This window comes from Ruegeria sp. YTSA105, assembly GCF_059610225.1.
Genome location: NZ_JBXWNE010000006.1, coordinates 59,672 through 83,639, shown reverse-complemented (window position 1 = coordinate 83,639; position 23,968 = coordinate 59,672). Strand labels below are relative to the sequence as shown.

Below are 23,968 nucleotides of genomic sequence, written 5' to 3'. Positions count from 1 at the left end.
CATGACCGCCCCCTCTGGCCAGCCGACGCTGCTTTACCGTTTGTATTGCAGCCTGACCGCCGTTGCTGCACCTTTGGCTTGGCGCACCGTGCGCAAGAAACTCCTGGCGGCAGATGTCCCGACAATTCGCCAGCATGAAAGGCTCGGCCATGCCAGCCTACCACGCCCCAAGGGCCGATTGATCTGGTTCCACGCTGCAAGTGTGGGGGAAACCCTGTCGGTCATCAGCCTGATCAAACGGCTGGGTGAACGCCTGCCGGATGCCCAGTTCCTGGTGACCTCGGGCACCCCAACTTCGGCGGCGCTGATCGAAAAACGGATGCCACCCCGTACGCGACACCAGTATCCGCCGCTGGACACCGCAGGGCCGGTCAGGCGATTTCTGGATCACTGGCGCCCCGAAGCCGGAGTATTTGTCGAAAGCGAAATCTGGCCACGCCTGATCGTTGACGCGGCTGGACGGGGAATCTCTCTGGCCCTGTTGAATGCGCGCCTGTCAGAGAAATCCGTCGAAGGTTGGAAGAAACGGCCACAAACCGCACGATTCATTTTGGGCAATTTCAGTCTGTTCCTGACCCAGAATGGCAAAACCGCCGCTAATCTGGTGGACATGGGGGCTGTGGCGGACCGCGTGCAACCCGGAACCAACCTCAAAGCGATGTCCGATCCGCTTCCGGTCGATAATTCTGTGTTGGAAGATATTCAGACCCAGATCGCCGGACGCCCTCTCTGGATCGCCAGCTCGACCCATGCCGGAGAAGAAGAAATAGTTCTGGCTGCCCATGCAAAATTGCTGGAACGTTGGCCCGACCTTCTGCTGCTGTTGATCCCGCGCCACCCCGAACGCAGGCAGGATGTGGCCGCGCTGTTGAAACAGGCCGGTCAACCCGCCGTGTTCCGAACATCCGAGCGGCGGATCGACACCGAAACGCAGGTCTATGTCGCCGACACTCTGGGCGAGACTGGCACATGGTACGCGCTTTGTCCGATCGTCTTTCTGGGCGGCTCACTGCATGAGATCGGCGGCCACAACCCGTTCGAACCCGCTCAGGCCGGGGCTGCGGTTATAACCGGACCCGGATACTTCAACTTTGCCGAAACCTTTGCGCCGCTCATCGAGGCCGGTGGCGCGATTGAGGTGAACTCTGCGCAAGACCTGACAAACGCGGTCACGACCTGGCTCAGCGATAAGGGCGCATTGGACACCGCGCGCGATGCTGCAAAATCCTGCGTCAACACGCAGAAATCCGCGCTCGATTCCATTGTCGAGACCCTGTGCGACCGGCTAAATCTGAAGACCACCGGCGTTTAGGGGCAGAGCATCTGCCTGCCCCTTGGGATCACGCCGCTGGCATCCTTTGTTCAACGATTTCGGCCCACCAGCTGCATCCTGCAGGGATAGCCTCATCGTTGAAGTTATATTCGGGATGGTGAACTGCTGCGGTGTCCCCATTACCCACCAAAATATAGGCGCCCGGACGCTCTTCGAGCATAAAGGCGAAATCCTCGCCGCCCATGATCAGCGGTGCCTGGTCACAATCGCCCGAGACGGACCGCGCCACCCGCGCTGCGAAATCGGTTTGATCATCACTGTTCACCATCACCGGGTAGCCCCGGTAATAGGTCACCTCAACCGCTCCTCCGAATGTGGCGGCCACTCCGGTGCAGATCTCGGTCACGCGCTTTTCGGCCATATCCCGCATGTCCCGGCTCATTGTACGGACCGTACCGCGCAGCTTTACAGTCTGAGGGATCACGTTGAATGCAGTTGAAGAGGTTTCGAACGAGGTCACCGAAACAACCACCTGATCCACCGGGTCAGCGTTTCGCGCCGCGATGGTCTGGAGCGCCAGAACCGCCTGCGCCGCCATAACGGTTGTATCCACGGTTTCATGCGGCTTGGCTGCGTGGCCGCCTTTGCCTTCGAAAACGATGTCGAACTGATCAGTAGCTGCGAAAAACGCGCCAGGACGGATGGCGAAACTGCCCACCGGACGGCCGGGCCAGTTATGCATTCCGTAGACTTCCTGAATGCCCCAGCGATCCATCATCCCGTCTTCACACATCTCACGACCACCGCCGCCACCTTCTTCGGCAGGTTGGAAAATGACCACCACTGTCCCGTCAAAATTCCGCGTTTCCGAAAGGTATTTCGCCGCCCCCAACAACATCGCAGTATGACCATCATGGCCGCAGGCGTGCATCGCCCCATCGGTATTCGAGGCATAGTCCAATCCGGTCGCCTCACGGATCGGCAGCGCATCCATATCGGCACGCAAACCGATAACCTTGCCGCCCGTGTCCGCCTTGCCCTTGATCACACCAACCACGCCCGTTCGGCCAATTCCGGTGACCACCTCATCGCAGCCGAACTCTTTCAGCTTTTCCGCCACCAGCGCACTGGTGCGATGGGTTTCAAACAGGATCTCTGGATTTTGGTGGATATCACGCCGCCATTCCGTGATTTCACTCTGCAGTTCTGCGAAGCGGTTTTTGATCGGCATGTGTATCTCCCAAAATCATCGTTCGTCGCTGTCACCGGGACGCAACGCGCCTGACAACAGGACAATGAAAACAGCCAGCGGCAGCAAGGCCATGAATGCAAGACGCAATGTAAGCATCTCTGCCAGAAACCCAATAAGGGGCGGGCCAATCAACAACCCGCCATACCCTAATGTGGCCACGCTGGCGATGGCTTGACCAGGCGGGACATGCGGATCATTTGCCGCCCTGCTGAACGCAAGCGGCATGATCACTGCATATCCAAGCCCCATCAGTCCAAACCCAACCAGAGCAATCCCGGCATCATAGGCCGATACCACAGCCAGCACCCCCAAAGCGGCGCATACCCCTCCGAAACGGGCCGTCGCGGTTGGTCCGAACCGCGCGATCACGACACCACCCACCAGACGGAACGCGACCATTGTCACCGAAAAGACGGCATATCCCAGCGCCGCGACGCTTTCGGGTGCACCGGTCACATCCCGCAGGAAAATCGCGCTCCAGTCCGCGACGGCCCCTTCACCCAATGCCCCGCACAGGGCAATAAACCCGACAAGTATCAACGCACCCGACGGAAGTGCAAATATCGCCCCGCCCGAGGGCGCAACGCGGCGTGAATTCCACTGCACACGGGACAGAGCCAGTGTCAGCCCAACTACGATGCCACCGGCCAGCAAAAAGTGCTGTGTCACCGTCAGGCCCATCTGTATCGCACCAAATCCGCTCAGCGCTCCCAGACCGGCCCCCAGGCTCCACATCGCGTGAAAAGACGACATAACGGGCCTGTCATAAGCGCGCTCAACCTCTGCTGCCCAGGCGTTCATCGCCACATCCATTGAGCCGTGGAAGGCCCCGAATACGAACAGGAAAAACGCCAATGCCCAAAAGCTTCCGGCAAAGGCCAGCAAGATAAGGGATGCGGTATAAAGAATGGCGATGATCCGTGTGATCACCACAGCCCCGAACCGATCTGTCAGACGTCCGGTAACCGGGAACGAACACACAGCCCCAGCCGCCATGAACAGCAAGCCGTAGCCAAGCGCTTCGTGCGACAGGTCCAGGTGATCCCTGACTGCGGGAATACGCGAGGCCCAGATCCCGAACAAAGCGCCGTTCAAAATGAACATGGCCGCCACGGCCCGCCAAGCGGCCATAATTCCGATCACGTATTTTCCTTTGCTCCGCGCCCGCCCCTGTCAGTTCTACAGCCTGGGGAAGTTTTAGCAAACGCGGATTAGGCCAACCGCTTTCGTATATGCCTGATACCCAGCCAGACACACAGGACAACCGGCAAGGTTGCCGCCGCGGTCAGCATCCCCTTGCTGATCCCGGTGGCGGTCAACGGGTACAACAGATAGCTGGCCAGTGAGACCGCATAATAGCTAATCGCCACCACGGAAAGCCCCTCGACTGTGTGCTGCAACCTCAGGGCCAGATCAGCACGGCGGTCCATACTTTCCAGCAATGCCTGATTCTGGGCGCTGCGTTCCACATCTACCCGGGTCCGCAGCAACTCACCCCCCCGGATCGCCCGGTCGGACAAGGTCTGCAGCCGACTTTCCGTGGCTTTAACAGTACGAATTGCGGGCTCATACCTGCGCATCATGAAATCGGCAAAGGACTGACGGCCCTCGAACCTTTCCTCGCGCAATACTTCGATCCGTTGGTTCACGATGGCTTCATAGGCCCCGGTAGCCCCAAAGCGAAATGCGCATCGGGCAGAAAGCGTTTCCAATTCGATGGATGTAGACAGCAGATCCGGCAGTAGTTCGTCAGGATGCGCCGAGTTATCTGTCATCTGCCCCATAAGCCGGGTCAGCTTTCCATCCAGCTCTCCGATTTTCGGCATCAGTTGCTTGATGCGAGCAAAGCCCAACATGGACATGGCCTTGTAGGTTTCGATCTCGCACAGGCGCTGGATGATGCGTCCGGTTCGGCGCTGTCCTGTTCCCTTGGTCACGAAGAGCGCGAACCGCATATGCCCAGCCGGATCAATCCGAAAGTCACTGGCACAAATCGCAGCATCATCCAGCACGCGCGCAACCGCAAGGCTTTCGGGTTCGAACCATTCGGCCAGCGCGGCTTTTACCGCCTCATCATCTGGTCTTTCGGTCACCCGAACCATGGCCGAGGTTATCCTCTGGCCCGGGCTGGCCATCAGCCAATCAGGTGGGAAAGCCTCAAAATCAGCGGGGTTGAAGGCCCGGTCACTGACATTCCGGGTGATCGCCGTATAGGTCACAAATTCCGTGTGCTGCTCCCACTTGAGCCAGTGACGCCCGATCTGACCAGCGTAATGCGTCGCGTCCGGCTGCGGGTGCTGCGCACCGTGACGGTCCAGAAGATTGACCAGATGGGCAATGTCTTCGCTCCGGTCCCGCGCAACCGCCGCCACGGGTTTCTTGATGGCCAAAAACGCAACGGTGCATGGCGTCGAGGCCACGGGAAACGGGCGCGCATGCAGCTCGTTGGCCAGCGAATAGCGCAATGGATGATCGTCGATCGGCGTCATTGAATGCTCCGGCGTTGTCCGGCGCACTATACGACAGTTCAAAAATACATCAATTATCTTTTTATTTCAATAGCTTACATGGATACTACGGTATACAAACCCCTTATGTCATTGATTTGGCTGCCACAGTTCGATTGGGTTGCCCTCAGGGTCGTGAATACGTGCGAATTTTCCAACCTCGCTATCCCATTCAGGATTGGTCTCGACGGCAATGCCTGCGGCTTGCAACTGGGTCGTCATGGCAGACAGATCATCAACCCGAAAATTGATCATCCACTGCTGCTCGGCGCGGCCAAAATAATCGGTGTCCTGCGCAAACGGGGCAAAGACCGTATAGCCTTCGCGCTGTTTCCAGGGGACGGGATCGTAATGATGAACGCCAAGATGGGTCTCGTACCAATCCCGCAACGCTTCCGGATCTCTGGCGCGAAAAAACATGCCACCTATGCCGTTGACCTTTTCCATGGGGCACCTCCTTGTCTCTCTATAATAGCCCAAGGATACCACATTCTGCCCGCCTCATCTGGCCAAAAAAATATTGGGGGCTTGGAGGCAAAGCCCCCAACATGACAAACAAGAAAAGGGCGCCCGAAGGCGCCCTTTGCATTTTGGTTAAGGCTTTAGATCAATCGATCATCGGCAGCAGCTTGTCCAAGCTTGCTTTGGCGTCGCCATAGAACATGCGGGTGTTCTCTTTGAAGAACAGCGGGTTTTCGATACCCGAATACCCCGTACCCTGACCACGTTTGGACACGAACACCTGCTTGGCCTTCCAGCATTCCAGAACCGGCATCCCGGCGATGGGGCTGTTGGGGTCTTCCTGTGCTGCAGGGTTCACGATGTCATTCGAACCGATGACGATGGCAACATCCGTTTCCGGGAAGTCCTCGTTGATCTCGTCCATTTCCAGAACGATGTCATACGGCACCTTGGCCTCGGCCAGCAGAACGTTCATGTGGCCCGGCAAACGACCGGCAACCGGGTGGATCGCAAAGCGCACATTCTTGCCCTGCGCCCGCAGCTTGCGAACCAGTTCGGACACCGATTGCTGTGCCTGCGCCACGGCCATGCCATAGCCCGGAATGATCACCACGCTGTCGGCGTCGTTCAGGGCTGCGGCAACACCGTCGGCCTCGATTGCAATCTGCTCGCCTTCGACAGCCATCTGCTCACCTTGCGGACCACCAAAGCCACCCAGGATCACACTGACAAAGTGCCGGTTCATCGCCTTACACATGATGTAGGAGAGGATCGCACCGGACGAGCCCACCAGCGCACCGACCACGATCAGCAGGTCGTTGCCCAGCGAAAAGCCGATGGCCGCAGCCGCCCAGCCTGAATAGCTGTTCAGCATCGACACAACCACCGGCATGTCGGCACCGCCGATGCCCATGATCAGGTGATAACCAATAAACAAGGCGGCCAGCGTCATCAGGAACAGAGGCAGGAATCCGCCCGTGGACGTGTACCAAACCAGACAGATCAGCGAGAGCCCCGCCGCAGACGCATTCAGCGCGTGACCACCGGGCAGTTTGGTTGCCGTCGATGTAACCTTGCCAGCCAGCTTGCCATAAGCCACGACCGAACCGGTAAAGGTGATCGCGCCGATGAAGATGCCCAGGAACAGTTCCACGTGCAGGATTGCCAGCTCTGCCGCTGTCTTCTTGGCGATCAGCTTGGCAAACGCGCCCAGGTCGGAAAGGTCGACGTCTTTGGCGGCATCAACAACCGCAAAAACTTCGGCGACATTCTTGATTTCAAAATGCGCGTTGAAACCCACGAACACAGCCGCCAAACCAACCAGCGAATGCATCGCAGCCACAAGCTGTGGCATCTCGGTCATCTGGACGCGCTGCGCCACATATTGACCGATCAGACCACCACCTATGATCAGCAGCAATGACAGCAGCCACAAGCCCGAACCGGGGCCGACCAGCGTAGCGAAAACCGCCAGCGCCATACCGACGATGCCATACCAGACAGCGCGCTTGGCGCTTTCCTGGTTCGACAGGCCGCCAAGCGAGAGGATGAACAGAACAGCCGCAACAACGTAGGCGGCAGTGGTGAAGCCATAATCCATGTGCCCGGCCTCCTTAAGATTTCTGGAACATGGCAAGCATGCGCCGAGTTACGAGGAAGCCACCGAAGATGTTGATCCCGGCCATGAATACGGACAGAGCCGCCAGCAGAATAACCAGGAACGACCCGGATCCGATCTGCATCACTGCGCCAACGATGATGATCGACGAGATCGCGTTGGTAATCGCCATAAGCGGTGTGTGCAGGCTGTGCGCGACGCCCCAGATCACCTGGAATCCCACGAAGATCGCCAGCACAAAGACGATGAAGTGCTGCATGAAGCTGGCCGGAGCAATCAGACCGATCAACAGCATTAGCGCACCGCCGATACCCAGCAAGGTGAACTGCTGTTTGGTTTGCGCCTTGAAGGCCGCAACTTCCTGCGCCTTTTTCTCCTCCGGGGTCAGCTCCCTGACCTCAGGCTTTTTCTGAGCGGCAATCGCCTGAACTTTCGGCGGCGGTGGCGGGAAGGTGATTTCACCTTCATGCGTCACGGTTGCGCCGCGGATCACGTCGTCTTCCATGTCATGGTTGATCTGACCGTCCTTTTCAGGCGTCAGGTCTGTCATCATGTGACGGATGTTGGTTGCGTAAAGCGACGAAGACTGCGCCGCCATCCGGCTTGGGAAATCGGTATAGCCGATGATGGTCACGCCATTATCGGTCACGATCTTCTCGTCAGCAACGGTCAGCTTGCAGTTGCCGCCTTTTTCCGCCGCAAGGTCCACGATCACCGAACCCGGTTTCATCGCTTCGACCATGTCCTTGGTCCAAAGCTCGGGCGCTTCGCGGTTCGGGATCAACGCGGTGGTGATCACGATGTCCATTTCCGGAGCAAGTTCGCGGAACTTGGCCAGCTGTGCCTCGCGGAATTCATCGGACTGAACACTGGCGTAACCGCCGGTTGCCGCGCCGTCCTGCTGGTCTTCTTCGAAGTCCAGATAGACAAATTCGGCGCCCATGGATTCAACCTGCTCAGCCACTTCGGGGCGCACGTCGAACGCATAGGTGATTGCCCCCAGCGAGGTCGATGTCCCGATCGCGGCCAAACCGGCCACACCGGCACCTACGATCAAAACCTTGGCAGGCGGTACTTTACCAGCAGCCGTCACCTGACCGGTGAAGAACCGGCCAAAGTTGTTACCCGCTTCGATCACCGCGCGGTAGCCCGCGATGTTGGCCATCGACGACAGAGCGTCCATCTTCTGGGCACGACTGATACGCGGCACCATTTCCATGGCGATCACGTTGGCGCCCTTGGACTTGGCGGCCTCCATGCCCTTTTCATTCCCTGCGGGGTTGAAGAACGAGATCAATGTCTTGCCCTTGGCAAGACGCTTCAGCTCGGTTTCATTTGGCTGACGTACCTTGGCGACGATGTCGGCGGCTTTCCACAGCGCCGCCGCGGTTCCGATAACCTCGACACCCGCCTCTTTATATGTGGCGTCCGAGAACCCGGCCGCAGCGCCGGCCCCTTTCTCGATCAGGCACTCATACCCGAGCTTTTGCAGTTGACGGGCTGAATCCGGAGTCATCGCGACCCGGTTCTCACCGTCAAATGTTTCCTTTGGCGTTCCAATCTTCAACGGCGCGTCCCCCTAATTTTCGGTCAGTTCGCAAGGATAGTTGGCATTCTATCTGAAGAACCAGTTTTAACTGCGCAAGATTATTTCGCAAGCGCAGCATTGTTACGTCGTGTAAAATCCCGTCCACATCAGATCCAGCGGCGGGTTTGCCTTTCATATCTGGCGAAATCCGTGCGAAAGGCACGGCGCATACGGTTTTCTTCCGGCACAATAAACCTGCGTTCCAAAATCCAGACAAAAACAGGCATCAACACCAAGGACAGCACCGCGTCAAAACGCAGAATCAAGCCGGCCAGAATAAGTACATCGCCAACGTAGATCGGATTGCGGCTGCGCTTGAAGATACCTGTTTGAACCAGACTCGATGGAGTTTCATGCGGCAGGACGGTCGTTCGATGCCGACGAAACTCGGCAATCGCCAGCACGACAAGAACGACGCCGCCCCCGATCAGAAGGCCGCTGAGCAGGTCGGTAAACCCGCTGGCCAGCGACAGACCGAAGGACGCATAGGTCGCCTGCAGCCAGGCGAGAACAGCAAAGGCCACCAACCAAGCGGGCGGAATGTCGAGTTTGCGCTTCATGCTTGTTCCTCTGATCCTGCGGTATGGATGTCGCATTTGTCGGGGTATGTACCGCTTTGCATCCACGAAAGCAAAACCACAGTTGGTCGCATCTGTGCATTTTCGGCCGAACGCGTAGACACGGCAGAATTGATCAGATAGCCCTTTAGTCAGACATTTGTCAGAATTCTGCACAGGACCTCCATGACTGATTTCGCTGCAACCAAAGCCATGTTCGATCTGCCGAATGGAACCATTTATCTGGACGGCAACTCGCTTGGCCCATTGCCACGTGCTGCCGCCGAGCGGGTGAGTGGAATGATGACACACGAATGGGGTCAAATGCTGATCACCGGTTGGAACAAGGCCGGGTGGATGGGGCTTCCGACCGGGCTTGGCGACCGTATCGGACGGTTGATCGGTGCGGAACCGGGTGCCATCGTGACCGGCGATACCCTGTCGATCAAGGTCTATCAGGCTGTTGCCTCGGCGCTGGAGCTTTGCCCCGACCGCAAGGTTGTGCTGTCTGATAACGGCAATTTCCCTTCGGACCTTTATATGGTCGACGGTCTGCTGCGTTCACTCGGATCGGAATACGAATTACGGGTGGTCGCACCCGAAGATGTTGCCGAAAACATCACCAAAGACGTCGCGGTTCTGATGCTGACCGAGGTCGATTACCGGTCTGGCCGGATCCATGACATGAAGGCGCTGACGGAACAGGCCCATGCGAACGGCACAATAACCGTTTGGGATTTGGCCCATTCCGCAGGGGCGATCCCGGTTGAGTTGTCCAGCTGCAATGCGGATTTTGCCGTTGGCTGCAGCTATAAGTATCTGAACGGAGGCCCTGGCGCGCCGGCGTTCATCTATGTGGCGCCCCGCCATGCGGATCGCGTGCGCCCTGCATTATCCGGGTGGCTGGGCCATGAAGCCCCGTTCACGTTCGATCTGGATTACCGCCCCGGGAAAGGTATCGAGCGGATGCGTGTCGGCACACCTCCGATCATCCAGATGACCGCGCTGTCTGCGGCGATGGACATCTGGGACATGGCCAACATCAAGGACGTGCGCGCCAAGTCAATCGAACTGACCGAGCTGTTTATTTCGGGCGTCGAGGCCACCTGCCCTGACCTGAAACTGGCCAGCCCCCGCGACCCTGCGCAGCGTGGCAGTCAGGTTTCATTCCGTTTCGCTGATGGCTATGCCGCAATGCAGGCCTTGATCGCACGCGGCGTGATCGGTGATTTCCGCGCCCCGGACATCATGCGCTTTGGGTTCACCCCGCTTTATATCGATGAGCAGGATGTAAACGGCGCGGTGGACATTCTGGCCGACATCATGACCAACCGGTTATGGGACGCACCGGAATACAAAGTCAGACAGCGGGTTACCTGATTTCCAACGCGGCACCAATCATGGCGGCAAGGTTCGAGTTCATCCGGTCAAATTCTTGGAAATCCGTCGCGCTGATTTTGTTTCCCCGCAGCGCAGAGGCAATGGTCTCCGCAGTCTCTCTTGCGCCATCAAACAAACGGACACGATCATTCGACGCTTCTTTCTGTAGCCACCCGGAATATAAAGATTGCAGCCGGGCCTCGCCCTGCGTGATGATATCCGAGGCCAGCGACTTTCCTGCATCTAACAGTTCCATCCCGTGTGGAGAGGACATGATCTGAGCCATACCATCGGTCTGCACGTGGATTGCCTGGCCGATGATCTGCGAAACCGAGCCGTCTGCCTGCAAGGCTTTCGTAACGGCTTCGATCTTCTCCTCATAGTGCAACTCGGTGAGTCTGCGCAGGATCGCCTCTTTGTTGTCGAAATACAGATACAATGCCGGGCGCGAGATCCCCACGCCCTTTGCGATTTCATCCATCGACGTCTTTTTAAAGCCGTAAGCCGCGAATGCCTTACGCGCCGAATCCAGTATGGCAAGGCACTTTGCGTCTAGCACGAAATCTCTCATCTGAACCTTTTGACACTTTTCACTCAATTTGTCAGTTGACACTCTGACACTCACACCCATTTATGTCAGAACGTCACTAAATGCCAAGAGGGAGACGCAGCCATGACGGCCAGCTTAAAGATAAATGGGACGTCATATGAGGTCGATCTACCCGAGGATGTCCCCCTTTTATGGGTTCTGCGCGACGAGATCGGACTGACCGGCACCAAGTTTGGCTGCGGGGTTGCGGCATGCGGCGCCTGTACCGTTCATATAGACGGCGAAGCCGTGCGCTCTTGCCAGGTTGCCTTGTCCGATGTCTGGGGTGACGTCACCACAATCGAAGGTCTGGGCAGCCCGGACGCGATGGCCAAGATACAGCAGGCCTGGGTTGACCATCAGGTTGCGCAATGCGGCTATTGCCAATCGGGTCAGGTCATGCAAGCCGCCGCGCTATTGGCCGAGAACCCCAGCCCCACGGATCAGGACATAGACGATGCGATGCAGGGCAACCTGTGCCGCTGCGGCACCTATCCCCGTATCCGTGCCGCGATCCATGACGCAGCCTCCAGACTGAAGGAGGCATAAGCGATGGCCTCCGTAGGAAAAATTCTTCGCCGCACGTTTCTTATCGGCTCAGCCGCCATTGTTGGCGGCGTCGCGTTTGGCGCCTATTATGTCAGCCGCCCGGCAGCCAACCCGCTGAAGCCTGGCGATGGGGAAACCGCGCTTAGCCCGTTCATCCTGATTGATCAGCAGGGCGTAACCCTGTTCGCGCCACGTGCCGAGATGGGACAGGGCGTAATGACCACTTGGGTAGCCCTGATTGCCGAAGAGCTGGACGTCGAATTGGACGATATCCGGGTCCTTCACGGGCCTGCGGCAGCCGCCTATTACAACTCGGCCATTTTGGGTGAGAGCCTGCCGAACAAGGGATATGACATCTCGAACTTCCAGCACAATCTGGCACAATCGCTAGGCGTTCTGGGCAAGGTTGTCAGCCTGCAGGTCACCGGCGGATCGACCTCGATGCGCGACGGGTTCGAACGTATGCGCGAGGCAGGGGCCACCGCCCGCGAAACACTGAAACAAGCCGCTGCTGATCGTCTGGGCGTGGAGCGTGACCAGTTGAAGACCGAAAACGGCGCCGTGATCGCGCCGGACGGGACGCGCATTCCCTATACCGAACTGGCTGAGGCCGCCGGACAGATCGAGCCCATGCAGGTCGAGCTGCGCGATCCCTCAGATTGGCGTTTGCTGGGACAGAACCTGCCACGAGTCGACATGGTTGGAAAATCCACGGGCACGGCTGAGTTCGGCATCGACGTGCGCCCCGAGGGTCTGAAATTCGCCTCGGTTCGGATGAACCCGAAACTAGGCGGTGCGATGAACGGCTTTGACGCCAGCGCTGCGGAATCCATGCCCGGCGTAGAGAAGGTGGTCGATCTGGGCAACGGCGTAGCGATTATTGCCAATAACACCTGGCTGGCCATTCAAGCGGTTGAGGCCATAGAGGTCGATTGGGCCGACGCCCCCTACCCGCCGGATACCGACGGTATTTTCGCCAAGATTGCCGAGGCGTTTGACGACTCGCCAAATTCGACCATGCGCGATGATGGGGATGTAGACACCCTGCCCGACGGGGCCACCGAAATTACCGCTGAATATCAGGTACCCTATCTGGCACATTCCACGATGGAACCGATGAACGCCACCGCGCTGTTCACCGGTTCCAGGCTCGAGCTGTGGTGTGGCAACCAGGCGCCGACCTTCCTTCTGACCCGCGCTGCAAACACGGCGAATCTGGATAAAGAAGCGGTCGAGATTCACACCACCTATCTTGGGGGCGGGTTCGGTCGTCGTGGAGAGCTGGATTTCATCGAAATTGCCACCAAAGTTGCCATGGCCCTGCCCAATACTCCGGTCCAGACCACCTGGAGCCGCGAGGAGGACATGCGCCATGACTTCTACCGACCCGGTGCACTGGCACGGATGCGTGGCGCGGTCAAAGACGGCAAGGCGGTTCTGATCGACGCCAGAGTTGCATCGCAATCCTGCACGCAACAGGCCGTGGAACGCATATCGGGCCTGCCCGGCGCTGGCCCCGACAAGGTCCTGGTCGAAGGTCTTTTTAACCAGCCCTATGCCGTGCCCAACTATCGCGTCAGCGGCCACATCGCCGATCTGGATGTACCTGTCGGGTTCTGGCGTTCGGTCGGCAATAGCCATAACGGGTTCTTCCACGAGACATTCATGGACGAGCTGGCCCTGGCCGCCGGTCGCGACCCGCTGGAGTTCCGTCATGAGCTGGCCCAAACCGAGCACGCGCCTTCGGCAGCTGTCCTGCAAGCCGTCAAAGAAATGTCAGGTTGGACGGGTGATACGCCTGCCGGTGTTGGTCGTGGCGTAGCAATGACCTACAGCTTTGGCACCCCGGTAGCGCAGGTGATCGAGGTGGTCGATGAGCACGGCACCATTCGCATCGCAAAAGCGTGGATTGCCTGTGATGTGGGTCTTGCTTTGGATCCGGGAACGGTCGAAGCGCAGATGTTCGGTGGCATGATCTATGGCCTGTCAGCAGCCGTGATGGGTGAGATCACCTTCGCCAACGGTGAGGTCGAGCAATTTAACTTCCCCGACTATGACGCGCTGCGAATGCATAACGCCCCGGTGACCGAGGTTCGTATTCTGGAAACCAACCACCATCTGGGTGGTGTGGGCGAGCCGGGAACGCCTCCGTCGATGCCAGCGCTTGGCAACGCCCTATTCGACCTTACCGGCAAGCGCGCCCGCAGCTTGCCGTTGATCAACCAATTCGATCTGCTGGTTTGATAGCAAAGCACCGGTCCCTTCAATCAGGGCCGGCGCAGGGACTCAGGCGGTTTGTTTGACCAATCCCGATCGCACTCCTGCGGACCAGTCGCGTGCCGCATCGCCAAACGCCTCAAAGAGCGGCCGCGAGACAGGGTCATTGACCGCGTCCCATTCCGGGTGCCATTGCACCGACAGCGTGAAACCGGGCGCGTCCTGCACATAAATCGCCTCGGGCGTGCCGTCTGGTGCAGCGCCGTCAATCACAATGCGATGTCCAACCGTTTTGATCCCCTGCCCGTGCAGCGTGTTGGTCATCACCTCGGCAGCGCCCATCAACCGATGAAACACGCCCCCCTCGGTCAGGTTGACCACATGGCGTAGGGCAAATTTCTCTTCCAAGGTGCCGTCGGGGGGCATCCGATGGTTCATGCGCCCCGGCAGATCGCGGATTTCTGGATAAAGCGTTCCGCCCATGGCCACGTTGACCTCCTGAAAGCCGCGGCAGATGCCGAAAAAGGGCTGCCCTCTTTCGACACAGGCCCGCACCAAGGGTAACGTGATCGCATCGCGCGCCCGGTCGAAATCGCCATGCGCGTCGGTCGCAGGTTCGCCATATTCCTCGGGGTGAACATTGGGACGCCCCCCTGTCAGCAGGAAACCATCACAGACCTCAAGCAGTTCCTCGACACAGACATACCGCGGGTCGGCAGGGATCAGCATCGGCAAGCAACCCGAGACATTGGCCACGGCGTCCGAGTTCATCGTGCCGCCGGCATGAGTCGGATATTGATCGTTCATCAAATATGAATTGCCGATGATACCGACGACAGGTCGAGCCATTATTCTTTCCTAGTTCTTTCCGTACGTTCCGGGAAAGGTATCGACAGGGTCACAGGCGCGCAATAGCACATAGCCTGTGTGTCAGCGCAAGTCTCTGTTCACCCCTGCACAACAAGGGGCCTGATCGGACCACCGCCGAATAGGCCCTATTCGCTTTGCGCGCCGCTTGTGCCTCGTAAAGATCGGAGAGCCTTTGCCGGCTCTCCGAGTTCACCAAAGGTCAAACTTCGCCAGTCAGCCCGGCCGCTTCGATCCCGGCCATGGCAGCGATGGCGTCGTTATCCGACGTGTCGCCGGTCACACCGACTGCGCCGATTACGGCACCTTTTCGGTCACGTAGCAGAACGCCACCCGGAACCGGCACGACCTGACCGCCATAAACACCGTTTACGGCGGCCATGAAATAGGCCTGCGCCTCGGCGCGTTGCATCTGGGCTGTGCCCGCCATCCCCAGCATGACCGAGCCATAGGCCTTGCCCTGCGCAATCGCAAAACGACCAGGGGCAGCACCGTCTTCACGCTCAAACGCGATGACGTGGCCACCAGCATCAAGAACGATGACCGAGAGGGGTTTCAGCCCCAACTCGCGCCCTTTTTCAAGGGCTTTGCGGATAAGGGTACGGGCTTTGCGCAAAGAAATTACCATATTCGATCCAGTCATTTCTGTTGGGTTAAAGGCTGGCTTTCATCTCCAGTCGGCGGGCGTGCAGGACAGGTTCGGTATAACCCGAAGGCTGAACACGGCCTTTGAAAACCAAATCACAGGCCGCCTGGAAGGCGATCCCGTCGAAACCGGGAGCCATTGGGCGATACGCCGGATCGCTATCATTCTGCCGATCGACCACCACGGCCATTTTCCGCATCGCGGCCATGACTTGCGCCTCATCGACAGTGCCATGATGCAGCCAGTTGGCCAAGGCCTGAGACGAAATCCGGCACGTGGCACGGTCTTCCATCAGGCCAACATCATTGATGTCCGGCACTTTCGAACAGCCAACGCCTTGATCGACCCAGCGAACCACATAGCCCAGGATGCCTTGCGCGTTGTTTTCGATCTCACGCGCAATCTCATCATCGCTGAGGTTGCGGCCGCCCAGCAAAGGCACGGTCAGCAGATCATCCAGCGTACCACGTGCGCCACCGGCAGCCAATTCGTCCTGGCGCTCTAGGACGTTGACCTTATGATAATGTGTTGCGTGCAGTGTCGCGGCAGTCGGCGACGGCACCCAGGCGCAAGTTGCACCCGATTTCGGGTGACCGATCTTGGCGTCCAGCATGTCACCCATACGGTCGGGCATCGCCCACATGCCTTTGCCAATCTGTGCCTTGCCCTTCAAGCCACATGCCAGACCGATATCAACATTGCGATCTTCATAAGACGCAATCCACGGCGTGTTCTTTATGTCTCCCTTGGGCAGCATTGGTCCTGCCTCCATCGAGGTGTGGATCTCATCCCCGGTCCGGTCCAGAAAGCCGGTGTTGATGAAGGCCACGCGCGATTTGGCGGCGCGGATACATTCCTTGAGGTTCGCCGAGGTGCGGCGCTCTTCATCCATAATACCGAGCTTTACGGTGTTGCGCGGCAGGCCGAGGATGTCTTCAACCATATCGAAAATTTCGACGGCAAAGGCGACCTCTTCGGGGCCGTGCATCTTGGGCTTTACCACGTAGACTGAACCAGTGACCGAGTTGCCGCCATCGCGCTGCAGGTCGTGCATCGCAATCAGAGTGGTGCACAGCGCGTCCATCAGACCTTCGCCGATCTCGCGCCCTTCGGCATCCAGAACGGCGGGGTTGGTCATCAGGTGCCCCACATTGCGGACCAGCATCAACGACCGGCCCTTAAGAACACCAGCGCCACCGTCCGCCGCGGTAAAGGTCAGGTCATCGGCCAGTTTGCGTGTAAAAGTCGTGCCGCCTTTGCTGACCTCTTCGGTCAGATCACCCTTCATCAGGCCCAGCCAGTTGCCATAGGCAACCACCTTGTCCTCGGCATCCACACAGGCGACTGAATCTTCGCAGTCCATGATCGTCGACAGCGCCGATTCAAGATGCACGTCAGCAATACCGGCCGGGTCGGTGGCGCCAATGGTGCTGGAAGCGTCAATCACGACTTTGACATGCAGACCGTTGTTCTTCAGCAGAACAAAGTCCGGGTTTTCAGCGGCACCGCCAAAACCCACAAACTGCGCTGGATCTGCCAGCGCGGGCACCAGAACCCCATTTTCAACGCGCAGTTCTGACATTTCAGCCCACGATCCGCTGGCCAGCGGGGCGGCATCGTCCAGAAACGCTTTGGCCCAAGCAATCACGCGTGCTCCGCGCGCATCATCATAACCACCACCGACGGGAAGATCGCCCATCGCGTCGGTGCCATAAAGCGCGTCATACAAGCTGCCCCAGCGCGCATTCGCAGCGTTCAGTGCAAAACGCGCATTGGTAATAGGAACCACCAGCTGAGGACCGGGAATCAACGCGACCTCGGGATCGACATTGTCAGTTTCGATCTGAAAATCCCCGCCTTCAGCCACCAAATAACCGATCTCGCGCAGGAAATCCTGATAGGCGGCAGCATTATGCGGCTGGCCATTGTTTTCCAGATGCCAGGCATCGACGCGCCCCTGGATATCGGCCCGCTTTGCCAAAAGTGTACGGTTCTTTGGGCCCAACTCGTGAACCATCTGCGCAAGCCCGTTCCAGAAGGTGTCAGCCGCAACGCCTGTTCCAGACAGAGCATGCCCTTCTATGAATTCGGTCAGAATCCCGTCGACCTTGAGTCCGCTCCGCACCTGTCTGCTGCTCATGCCACATTCCCTCGTATGTACGCCGTTGTATACAGGCCCCAATTAGGGCGGATATTTCCGATAGGCAACATGTCTTGGTCAGTTTGGGTCTTTGGTCGTCAGGCCACTTCGACATCGACAGATGCTTATCGCCTATTGAGCAAGCTTACTTGCACCGCTTGCAGCCCATCGCAGCAACCCATAACGTCGCGCCTGATATCAACCCATTCGAGGCCACCGATGCGCGACGCAGCCCCCACGACGATCTATCTGAAAGACTACACACCGTTTGGTTATCTGGTGGACAGCGTACATCTGACCTTTGATCTGGCCCCAAATGCGACCCGAGTGACTTCGCGCATCGCTTTCCGGCCCAATCCTGATGCCTTAGACCGTCAATTTTTCCTGCACGGTGAGCAACTGAAACTGATCCGTGTTACTGTTGACGGGGTTGAGATCACTCCAGACGTTACAGAGACCGGCCTGACAGCGGTTGTCCCCGACGCGGCATTTGTCTGGGAAGCCGAGGTCGAAATCGACCCAGGCAACAACACTGCGCTTGAGGGGCTCTACATGTCGAACGGCATGTATTGTACCCAATGCGAGGCCGAGGGGTTTCGCAAGATCACCTTCTATCCCGACCGGCCCGACGTGATGTCGATCTTCACCGTACGCATTAATGGCGCGTTGCCGGTTCTGCTGTCGAACGGCAACCCGACCGGCAAGGGGGATGGCTGGGCCGAATGGAATGACCCCTGGCCCAAACCCGCCTATCTGTTCGCCCTTGTCGCAGGCGACCTGATTACACATCCCGGTCAGTTCACAACCAAATCGGGCCGCGAGGTAGAACTGAACCTGTGGGTGCGCCCGGGCGATGAGGGAAAGTGCGCCTTCGGTATGGAGGCGCTGAAGAAGTCGATGAAATGGGACGAGGACGTCTATGGCCGCGAATACGACCTGGATGTCTTTAACATCGTCGCCGTCGATGATTTCAACATGGGGGCGATGGAAAACAAGGGTCTGAACATTTTCAACTCGTCCGCCGTGCTGGCCAGCCCTGAGACATCCACCGATATGAATTTCGAACGGATCGAGGCGATCATCGCGCATGAGTATTTCCACAACTGGACTGGCAACCGCATCACCTGCCGCGACTGGTTTCAGCTGTGCTTGAAAGAGGGTCTGACGGTGTACCGCGATGCGCAGTTCACCTCGGACATGCGCTCGGCCCCGGTCAAACGTATCCACGATGCCATCGACCTGCGGGCGCGCCAGTTCGCCGAGGATAACGGCCCGCTTTCACATCCGGTGAGGCCAGAGAGCTTTCAGGAGATCAACAACTTCTACACCGCGACGGTCTACGAAAAAGGCGCCGAGGTGATCGGCATGCTGAAACGTCTGGTAGGTGACGAGGCCTATGCGCAGGCGCTGGAGCTGTATTTTGATCGGCACGATGGTCAGGCCTGCACCATCGAGGACTGGATCAAGGTGTTTGAAGACACCACAGATCGCGACCTGACCCAGTTCAAACGCTGGTACAGCCAGTCTGGCACCCCGCGCGTATCGGTGACCGAAGATTGGACTGATGGCATCTACACCTTGACGCTGAAACAGCGCACCGACCCGACCCCCGGACAGTCAGATAAACTGCCGCAGGTTATCCCCGTTGCGGTCGGGCTGATCGGCGCGAACGGGGATGAAACCATGCCCACAACCATTCTGGAGTTCACGCAGGAAATCCAAAGCTTTGCTTTCGAATACACAGTAGAAGGCTGGCGCTTGCAGGGTTGCGAAGGACCGGAACGCGTGTCCGGTGCCAATCCGCCCAAACCCACGGCCTCAATCCTGCGCGATTTCTCGGCCCCCGTGATTCTGGAACATGACCAGAGCAGCGCTGAGCGAGCTTTTTTGCTGGCTCATGACAGCGACCCGTTCAACCGCTGGCAAGCAGGGCGATCTTTAGCCGAAGACACGCTGATCAAGATGATCTTGACGGATGCGGCACCGGAAACGGATTACCTCGATGGCATCCTCGCCGTATTGCGCGACAGCGATCTTGACCCGTCTTATCGTGCCTTGATGCTGGGGTTGCCGTCCCAATCTGAACTTGCTGCGATGATGCATGAACAGGGTGTCACGCCCGACCCGATGGCCATTTGGACCGCTGTTGAAACGCTGCGGCAGGTAACGGCCCAGCACGTTCAGGATTTGCTGCCCCGCCTGCACAGCGAAACCAGCATCGAAGCCCCCTTTAGCCCGGACGCAGAACAAGCTGGCCAGCGGGCTCTGGGTGGGGCCGCACTGGCGTTGACCTCACGGCTGGACGGGGGTGCAAAAGCGGCCGAGGATTATCAGCGCGCCGATAACATGACCCTTCAGCTTTCGGCTTTGTCCTGCCTGTTGCGTGCGGGCAAAGGGGAACAGGAACTGAACGCGTTTTATGACCGGTGGCAAGATGACCGGCTGGTGATGGACAAATGGTTCGGCCTGCAGGTGGCGATGTCAGCCCCGGCAGAGACTGCAGATATCGTAAGCCACCTGACCGGGCATCCGGATTTCAACTGGAAGAACCCGAACCGTTTCCGGGCTGTTCTAGGGGCATTGGCGACGAATCACGCCGGTTTCCACCGTGCTGATGGAGCTGGTTATTCTCTGCTGGCGGACTGGCTGATCAAACTGGATCCGGTCAATCCGCAGACCACGGCGCGGATGTGTTCGGCATTCCAGACGTGGAAGCGGTATGACGCAGATCGCCAGGCCCTTATCCGCAACCAGCTGACCCGCATCGCCGAAACGCCAGACCTTTCACGGGACACGACCGAAATGGTGACGCGCATCCTGAACGCATGACCCCCTATTCCTATACACGGCATAACAGGTCACCGCAGGTCATCGCAATTCTACTGTCGGTCTATGCCGCGCTGGCTGTGTTGGTCATCGCCTTTGATGCCGTCTGGTGGCTGATTGGCCTGCTGGCCCTGTTCACCCTGCCCGCATTATGGGACTTTGCACAAAACACCCGTTCGGGGCTCCGGCTGGATCAGGATGGGCTGCGGTGGTTCTCGGGGCGGCGCGAGGCTGGCGTAAGATTGAGCGAAATCGACCATGTGCGTCTGGATACACGCTGGGATTTCTCGGTGCGCATGTCGCTGGTGCTGACCTCGGAAAAGCGGATTCGCCTGCCCGATGAGTCGACCCCTCCGCATAAGGAACTCGAGTCCCGCCTGAAAGAGGCTGGTCTAAAGGTTGAACGGCATCATTTCGGCCCATTTTGAAACGATCCCGAGCCTCAGGGCGCATTGACCGGAACAAAGCGACAATAAGACGGTTGTAGCTTGAATTTGAGCCAAATAGAGGCCAGTCTCTAAAGCTAGGTTACGATTTTTTTTGTTTCGAGTGTAAGCATGTTCCGGTTTCTGATGGCCCAAAAGGCCCGCGTTCCACATCCATCCTTGAAAATTGCGTCAGATTTCGACGCGGCCGATGCAGTGCTGGCCGCTGCTCTGCCAGATCAGGGTTCGGTAAATATCCCCGTCGCAAATGTCTCGGCCGATGAACTGATCGGTCAGGACGTCATCGAACTTGGCCGCGATCTGGCCCGTCAGGATCGGTGGGCAGACCTTTCTGCAAAGATGCGTGCTGCCGATGACGCACGCGAAACTGCGCCCGATGGGATGCCAATCGCGGATTTGCTAGCATTCGGCGCTCGGTCCGATGTGGTGCTGGCGGTCGAACACGCTCTGTCCGATTATCGGGCATTGTCAGACTATGATCTTCTTGGCGGAATTTCTGAGCTAGAGGATGAAATGCGGGCGCATGAGGATGATCCGATGATCGCCCTTGTTGTGGCTATGGCGCATATTGACCTGGCCTGGGCGTGGCGCGGCACTGCGACAAACGCAGTTCTTCCCCCCTTGCACCGGTCTCGCTGCACCGCCCATTTCGACCGCGCGGCCGATATCCTGCCAAAATGCCGCGAAGCCGCGCCCAACAATGCGCTGGTTGCGGCTGTTGGCTGTGCTCTGCTGGCAGGTCAGCGCAAGTCCAATCTGCGCGTGGCTGATCAGTATGAACAGTTGATTACGTTGGACCCGCATAACCAACGCCATATGCGTGCAATGGGCACTCATCTGCTGCCACGCTGGTTCGGCAGCTATGAAGAGCTTGAGGTTCAGGCCCTGCGCAATGCAGCCCGTACCCATGACCTTTGGGGCGCCGGTGGCTACACGTGGGTCCAGTTTGATGCCATCGCCCTGGACGACGAAGCCTGCGCACGGCTGGATATCGAGTATTTCCTTCAGGGTTTGCACGATATTCTGCGCAACCGCCCCGACCAGCAGATGGTCAATATGCTGGCTGCCTATTGTGCGATAACCATCCAGAACGGCCTTGGAGGGAATGAAAAGGCCGACGCGGTGCGCGCTCAGATCCACGACGCGGCCAACTGGCTGATCCGTGATCACCTGACCGAACTGCATCCGCTGATCTGGGCCCATGCGGCACAAGGGTTCAATAACTCGGTCCGCATCAACTCGCCCGAACGGTTTGCAGCCCGCGGGCACCGCGATGCGTTGCGGGCAATCGGCGACCTGTTTCGCGAGGAACTGCGCAGCGGCATGGATGTGACCTTTACTCCGACAGGGTTGCACCTGTCCGGACACTGATTCCCCCTTGCCCCTTTGGCGCGCCGGGCCTAATACGCAGGCTTAGACTTCTGCGGAAATGAGGCGCGCCATGCTCGACCTGACATATGAAATGCCTAAGCCCAAAACCATTGCCGGGGCCAAGCACGATTGGGAACTGGTAATCGGGATGGAGGTGCATGCGCAGGTCTCATCCAATGCCAAGCTGTTCTCGGGCGCATCGACCCAATTCGGGGCCGAGCCGAACTCGAACGTGGCCTTTGTGGACGCGGCAATGCCGGGGATGCTGCCGGTGATCAACGAATATTGCGTCGAACAGGCCGTGCGCACTGGGTTGGGCCTGAAAGCCGATATCAACCTGAAATCGGCTTTTGACCGCAAGAATTATTTCTACCCCGACCTTCCGCAGGGTTATCAGATTTCCCAGCTTTATCAGCCTATTGTCGGCGAAGGTGAAGTTTTGGTCGAGATGGGCGACGGCACAGCGCGCATGGTGCGGATCGAACGCATCCACATGGAACAGGACGCGGGAAAGTCGATCCACGACATGGACCCGCATATGTCCTTCGTCGACCTGAACCGAACCGGTGTTTGCCTGATGGAGATCGTCAGCCGCCCCGACATTCGCGGCCCGGAAGAGGCCGCCGCCTATATCGCCAAGTTGCGTCAGATCCTGCGCTATCTGGGCACCTGTGATGGCAACATGCAGAACGGCAATTTGCGGGCAGACGTGAACGTCTCGATCTGTTTGCCGGGGGCCTATGAAAAGTATCAGGAAACACAGGATTTCTCGCATCTGGGCACCCGTTGTGAGATCAAGAACATGAACTCGATGCGCTTCATCCAGCAAGCCATTGAGGTCGAGGCCCGCCGCCAGATCGCGATCGTCGAAGGTGGTGGCAAGGTCGATCAGGAAACCCGCCTGTATGACCCGGACAAGGGCGAGACGCGTTCGATGCGGTCCAAGGAAGAAGCGCATGACTATCGCTACTTCCCTGACCCTGACCTGCTGCCGCTAGAGATCGAGCAAGCCTGGGTTGACGACATCGCCGCCAACCTTCCCGAGCTGCCTGACGATAAAAAAGCGCGTTTTATCAGCACGTTCGGACTGACGGACTATGACGCATCGGTGCTGACTGCTGATGTTGAATCGGCTGCCTATTTCGAAGAGGTCGCGCAGGGTCGCAATGGCAAACTGGCTGCAAACTGGGTCATTAACGAACTGTTTGGCCGCCTGAAAAAGGAAGATCACGAGATCACCGACTCGCCGGTTTCACCTGCACAGCTTGGCGGCATCATCGACCTGATTTCCTCGGACGCAATCTCGGGCAAGATCGCCAAGGACCTGTTCGAAATCGTCTATACCGAAGGCGGAGATCCGGCGCAGATCGTCGAAGACCGCGGCATGAAGCAGGTGACGGACACCGGCGCGATCGAGGCCGCTTTGGACGAGATCATAGCCGCCAATCCGGCACAGGTCGAGAAGGCCAAGGTAAACCCGAAACTGGCCGGCTGGTTCGTTGGTCAGGTGATGAAGGCGACTGGTGGCAAGGCAAATCCCAAGGCCGTCAACGAGCTGATTGCCAAGAAACTGGGATCGTAGATCTTTCGGTTTTACTGATTTCGGCGGCGGGACTTTAGCCTTTGCGCAAAGTCCCGCCGCTTGTCATTTGTGGCACCAGGCCCGCACCAGCAGATGTG

General features: G+C 58.3%; 19 protein-coding genes. 8 read left to right on the top strand and 11 right to left on the bottom strand.

Translation table 11 applies throughout. The annotated features are described in order from the left end of the window. Position 1 precedes the first annotated feature (1 nt). Positions 2–1,312 (top strand): 3-deoxy-D-manno-octulosonic acid transferase, encoded by a 1,311-nt coding sequence (locus AC2FH2_RS09760; RefSeq protein ID WP_496823401.1) that lies wholly within the window; start codon positions 2–4, stop codon positions 1,310–1,312. Between the two features lie 28 nt (positions 1,313–1,340). On the opposite strand, the gene AC2FH2_RS09755 is transcribed toward AC2FH2_RS09760, so the two are convergent. From AC2FH2_RS09755 to AC2FH2_RS09725, 7 genes are all read right to left on the bottom strand, one after another. Next, positions 1,341–2,504: a M20 aminoacylase family protein gene (locus AC2FH2_RS09755; protein WP_496823400.1), complete on the bottom strand. Its 1,164-nt coding sequence runs from the start codon at positions 2,502–2,504 to the stop codon at positions 1,341–1,343. 15 nt (positions 2,505–2,519) lie between these two features. Next, positions 2,520–3,668, bottom strand: a complete 1,149-nt coding sequence (locus AC2FH2_RS09750; protein ID WP_496693937.1) for an MFS transporter — start codon at positions 3,666–3,668, stop codon at positions 2,520–2,522. Between the two features lie 68 nt (positions 3,669–3,736). Next, complete coding sequence (locus AC2FH2_RS09745) at positions 3,737–5,014, bottom strand: DUF3422 family protein (RefSeq protein WP_142634941.1); 1,278 nt, start codon at positions 5,012–5,014, stop codon at positions 3,737–3,739. Between the two features lie 108 nt (positions 5,015–5,122). Next, entirely contained in the window at positions 5,123–5,479 is a 357-nt protein-coding gene (locus tag AC2FH2_RS09740) for a VOC family protein (protein ID WP_496689734.1), read from the bottom strand. A 160-nt stretch (positions 5,480–5,639) separates the two neighbouring features. Further along, the gene (locus AC2FH2_RS09735; protein ID WP_282021433.1) at positions 5,640–7,094 is read right to left on the bottom strand and encodes an NAD(P)(+) transhydrogenase (Re/Si-specific) subunit beta; all 1,455 of its coding nucleotides are present in this window, start codon (positions 7,092–7,094) and stop codon (positions 5,640–5,642) included. 13 nt (positions 7,095–7,107) lie between these two features. Then, positions 7,108–8,679, bottom strand: coding sequence for a Re/Si-specific NAD(P)(+) transhydrogenase subunit alpha (locus AC2FH2_RS09730; RefSeq protein WP_142634946.1), 1,572 nt, complete (start codon positions 8,677–8,679; stop codon positions 7,108–7,110). Positions 8,680–8,807: 128 nt separating this feature from the next. Then, entirely contained in the window at positions 8,808–9,260 is a 453-nt protein-coding gene (locus AC2FH2_RS09725; RefSeq protein WP_496693938.1) for a methyltransferase family protein, read from the bottom strand. 183 nt (positions 9,261–9,443) lie between these two features. Between AC2FH2_RS09725 and kynU the strand changes: the two genes are divergently transcribed. Beyond that, a complete protein-coding gene (gene kynU, locus AC2FH2_RS09720) occupies positions 9,444–10,637 on the top strand; it encodes a kynureninase (protein ID WP_496823399.1) in 1,194 nt (397 codons plus the stop codon). Here the strand turns inward: kynU and AC2FH2_RS09715 are convergent. Continuing rightward, the gene (locus AC2FH2_RS09715; protein ID WP_496823398.1) at positions 10,630–11,208 is read right to left on the bottom strand and encodes a TetR/AcrR family transcriptional regulator; all 579 of its coding nucleotides are present in this window, start codon (positions 11,206–11,208) and stop codon (positions 10,630–10,632) included. The two genes, kynU and AC2FH2_RS09715, sit on opposite strands and share 8 nt — an antisense overlap. A 102-nt stretch (positions 11,209–11,310) precedes the next feature. Here AC2FH2_RS09715 and AC2FH2_RS09710 point away from each other — a divergent pair, with 102 nt between their 5' ends. Beyond that, positions 11,311–11,775, top strand: coding sequence for a (2Fe-2S)-binding protein (locus AC2FH2_RS09710; protein ID WP_496690871.1), 465 nt, complete (start codon positions 11,311–11,313; stop codon positions 11,773–11,775). 3 nt (positions 11,776–11,778) lie between these two features. Continuing rightward, positions 11,779–14,019: a xanthine dehydrogenase family protein molybdopterin-binding subunit gene (locus AC2FH2_RS09705; RefSeq protein WP_496823397.1), complete on the top strand. Its 2,241-nt coding sequence runs from the start codon at positions 11,779–11,781 to the stop codon at positions 14,017–14,019. Between the two features lie 42 nt (positions 14,020–14,061). Here AC2FH2_RS09705 and AC2FH2_RS09700 read toward each other — a convergent pair whose 3' ends face one another. The 3 genes from AC2FH2_RS09700 to AC2FH2_RS09690 form a co-directional block, all read right to left on the bottom strand. Beyond that, positions 14,062–14,841, bottom strand: a complete 780-nt coding sequence (locus AC2FH2_RS09700; protein ID WP_142634959.1) for a gamma-glutamyl-gamma-aminobutyrate hydrolase family protein — start codon at positions 14,839–14,841, stop codon at positions 14,062–14,064. A 220-nt stretch (positions 14,842–15,061) separates the two neighbouring features. Beyond that, positions 15,062–15,487, bottom strand: a complete 426-nt coding sequence (locus tag AC2FH2_RS09695) for a GlcG/HbpS family heme-binding protein (protein ID WP_271950308.1) — start codon at positions 15,485–15,487, stop codon at positions 15,062–15,064. A gap of 25 nt (positions 15,488–15,512) precedes the next feature. Further along, positions 15,513–17,645 (bottom strand): malate synthase G, encoded by a 2,133-nt coding sequence (locus tag AC2FH2_RS09690; protein WP_496823396.1) that lies wholly within the window; start codon positions 17,643–17,645, stop codon positions 15,513–15,515. A gap of 219 nt (positions 17,646–17,864) precedes the next feature. Here AC2FH2_RS09690 and pepN point away from each other — a divergent pair, with 219 nt between their 5' ends. The 4 genes from pepN to gatB all read left to right on the top strand — a co-directional run bounded on the left by pepN (position 17,865) and on the right by gatB (position 23,870). After that, positions 17,865–20,474, top strand: coding sequence for an aminopeptidase N (pepN, locus tag AC2FH2_RS09685; RefSeq protein WP_496823395.1), 2,610 nt, complete (start codon positions 17,865–17,867; stop codon positions 20,472–20,474). Further along, complete coding sequence (locus tag AC2FH2_RS09680; protein WP_271950240.1) at positions 20,471–20,899, top strand: hypothetical protein; 429 nt, start codon at positions 20,471–20,473, stop codon at positions 20,897–20,899. The genes pepN and AC2FH2_RS09680 overlap by 4 nt, the downstream gene beginning before the upstream one ends. A gap of 177 nt (positions 20,900–21,076) precedes the next feature. Beyond that, positions 21,077–22,288, top strand: coding sequence for a hypothetical protein (locus tag AC2FH2_RS09675; protein WP_246097153.1), 1,212 nt, complete (start codon positions 21,077–21,079; stop codon positions 22,286–22,288). Between the two features lie 70 nt (positions 22,289–22,358). Then, positions 22,359–23,870 (top strand): Asp-tRNA(Asn)/Glu-tRNA(Gln) amidotransferase subunit GatB, encoded by a 1,512-nt coding sequence (gatB, locus tag AC2FH2_RS09670; RefSeq protein ID WP_271950243.1) that lies wholly within the window; start codon positions 22,359–22,361, stop codon positions 23,868–23,870. Positions 23,871–23,968 lie beyond the last annotated feature (98 nt).